General features: G+C 66.5%; 3 protein-coding genes. 2 read left to right on the top strand and 1 reads right to left on the bottom strand.

Annotated features, from left to right (window positions below):
• Positions 1-80: 80 nt before the first annotated feature.
• Both JZ792_RS40930 and JZ792_RS40925 read left to right on the top strand, forming a co-directional pair.
• Positions 81-563, top strand: a complete 483-nt coding sequence (locus tag JZ792_RS40930; protein ID WP_288049627.1) for a MarR family winged helix-turn-helix transcriptional regulator — start codon at positions 81-83, stop codon at positions 561-563.
• 384 nt (positions 564-947) lie between these two features.
• A complete protein-coding gene (locus JZ792_RS40925; RefSeq protein WP_216918334.1) occupies positions 948-2243 on the top strand; it encodes a M18 family aminopeptidase in 1296 nt (431 codons plus the stop codon).
• A gap of 7 nt (positions 2244-2250) precedes the next feature.
• Here the strand turns inward: JZ792_RS40925 and JZ792_RS40920 are convergent.
• Positions 2251-2469, bottom strand: a 219-nt coding sequence (locus JZ792_RS40920; protein ID WP_216918332.1) for an Imm51 family immunity protein, incomplete at its 5' end; no start/stop codon positions are given.

The following is a 2469-nucleotide window of genomic DNA, read 5'->3' as shown; positions in this document are numbered from 1 at the left end:
GTGGTGTTGCGGTGGGGAAACACGGCGCGGGGTGATGTCTCGAATCCTCGGGTGCCGGTCTGGGCTCTCACCGAACTCCGGTGTTCGGTACTCTGCTCTCGTTCGAGCGAATTCATGGCGGGCGGGAAATAATGACAACCATTGTGAGCGGATATTCGACGCTGCATGGTGCGCTGCGAGCCGCGGAGCGCCGGTGGCTGCATCACCTCGATGCGGCATTGTGCGCGAAACAGCTTTCGGCCGACCAGTGGGCAATGTTGTCCAATTTGTCCACTGAGGCTGGTGTGACGATGAGCGAATTGGCTTCGCGGTCGCAGCTTCCGCCTTCGTCGGCCACTCGGCATGCCGACTATCTCGCCGCGCGTGGATTGATCTATCGGGTCGCCGCCGAAGAGGATCGACGGCGAATTCTGATCGGGCTCAGTAATCTCGGCGCGGATCTCGTCGCCGCGGTCCGTATCGAGGAAACCCGTGCTGAGCAGGGATTGCAGTCCCGTCTGGGGGCGCGCCGTTTCGCCGAGTTGATGCGTCTGCTCGATCTGGTCGCGGCCGACCCGGAGTAGCGGCGTCCGCGGTCGATCCGCGACATTCGTCGGATGTATCGCATTCGGGCGAATTGTGGTTGTTGGAATCTTTTGTGATGTGAGTTTCTATTCGGGCGCGCGAGCTTTGGGTGCTTATGTCCGAATCGGGAAGGTGGCGCTATTGCGCCAATCACGAATGTGCACACTACACATCGACTGCGGTGTGGAACCGGATCATTGACCGGTTCAGCCCATTTCGGTTGATTCGAATTGAAATATTCGTTCCCGGGGATCTCGTCGCCGCGATGAATGGAAGTCGGTGCCGGAGGAAAACGGGTCTGTATTTCTCGGGGCGTGTGCGGTAGGTCGCGTCGCGCGGGTGGTCGGCAAGGTGCCGGGCCCTCTGTGCCTAGGATCGCCTGCATGCCGGTTTCGACTACTTCCGCCACCGCGAGTGGGCTCTGCTCCTTCATCGACGAGTCGCCGTCGCCGTTCCACGTCTGTCGGACCGTCGCGCGCGAACTGGACGAGCGGGGATTCACCCGGCTGTCGGAGTCGCGGCCGTGGGAGCAGGGCGCGCCGGGTAGGCACTACGTGGTGCGCGGCGGTTCGCTGGTGGCCTGGGCCACCGAGGACACGGCGGGCGCGACGCCGTTCCGCGTGGTCGGCGCGCATACCGACAGCCCGAATCTACGGGTCAAACAGCATCCGGATTTCGTGGTGGCGGGCTGGCAGATGGTCGGGCTGGAGCCCTACGGCGGCGCCTGGCTGAACTCGTGGCTCGACCGTGAACTCGGCATCTCGGGGCGGTTGAGCGTGCGCGATGGAAATGCCGTGCGCGAGAAGCTGGTTCGTATCGACGACCCCATTCTTCGGGTGCCGCAGCTCGCGATCCACCTTTCGGAGGAACGTCGCGGCGTCACCCTCGATCCGCAGCGGCACGTGAACGCGGTGTGGGGGCTCGGGTCCGAGCCGAGGTCGTTTCTCGCCTACGTCGCGGAGCGAGCGGGGGTGTCGGCGGCCGATGTCCTCGGCTGGGAGCTGATGACCCACGATCTGACGCCGAGCCGGGTCATCGGCCGCGACGCCGATCTGGTCAGTGCGCCCAGACTGGACAATCAGGGCACCTGCTACGCGGGTCTGCGCGCTTTCCTGGCCGCCGTGGACGCGCCGGGCGCGGCCATTCCGGTGCTCGCCATGTTCGACCACGAGGAGGTCGGCAGCCAGTCCGATCGCGGCGCGCAGTCGGATCTGCTGCCGACGGTGCTGGAGCGGATCGTGCTCGGGCGCGGCGGTGGCCGCGCGGAATTCCTCGCGGCGCTGTCGGGCTCGGTCTGTGCCTCGGGCGATATGGCGCACGCCACCCATCCGAACTATGCCGAGCGGCACGAACCCGCGCACCGCATCGAGGTCAACGGCGGTCCGGTGCTGAAGGTCAACCAGAATCTGCGCTACGCCACCGATTCGTCCGGCGCGGGTGCGTTCGCCCTGGCCTGCGCCCAGGCCGGGGTTCCATTGCAGCGCTACGTGCACCGCGCCGACCTGCCGTGCGGTTCGACCATCGGCCCGATGACCGCCGCCCGCACGGGGATATCCACCGTCGACGTCGGCGCCGCCCAACTCGCCATGCATTCGGCCCGCGAGATGATGGGCGCACACGACGTGGCCTCCTACGCCGCCGCCTTCGCCGCCTTCCTCACCCCCGAGCCCGCGCCCTAGCCCGGTCTCAGTCGAACCACTCCGGATCGCCGGTGCTGATGAATTCGGCGAGCAGTTCGTGGTCGTGCACCGCGTCTCGCAGCACCGCCCCGAGCTCACGCAGCGCGTCCGGATCGGTTCCGTAGGCGACGAACATGCCCGCCTCGGGATCGAACCGGATGCGCTCGGCCACATCGGGAAGCCGCGAATGCACCACCGACCGCGCCACCCCCGCCCAGTCGTACCC

Source organism: Nocardia noduli, from assembly GCF_019038455.1.
Taxonomy (GTDB): domain Bacteria; phylum Actinomycetota; class Actinomycetes; order Mycobacteriales; family Mycobacteriaceae; genus Nocardia; species Nocardia noduli.
Note: the sequence above shows the minus strand (reverse complement) of the source record. Positions and strands in the feature narration are given on the sequence as shown.

What these genes read in the sequence shown, in the direction of transcription:
- JZ792_RS40925 (WP_216918334.1), top strand. Translation starts at nt 948, where the DNA reads ATGCCGGTTTCGACTACTTCCGCCACCGCGAGTGGGCTCTGCTCCTTC.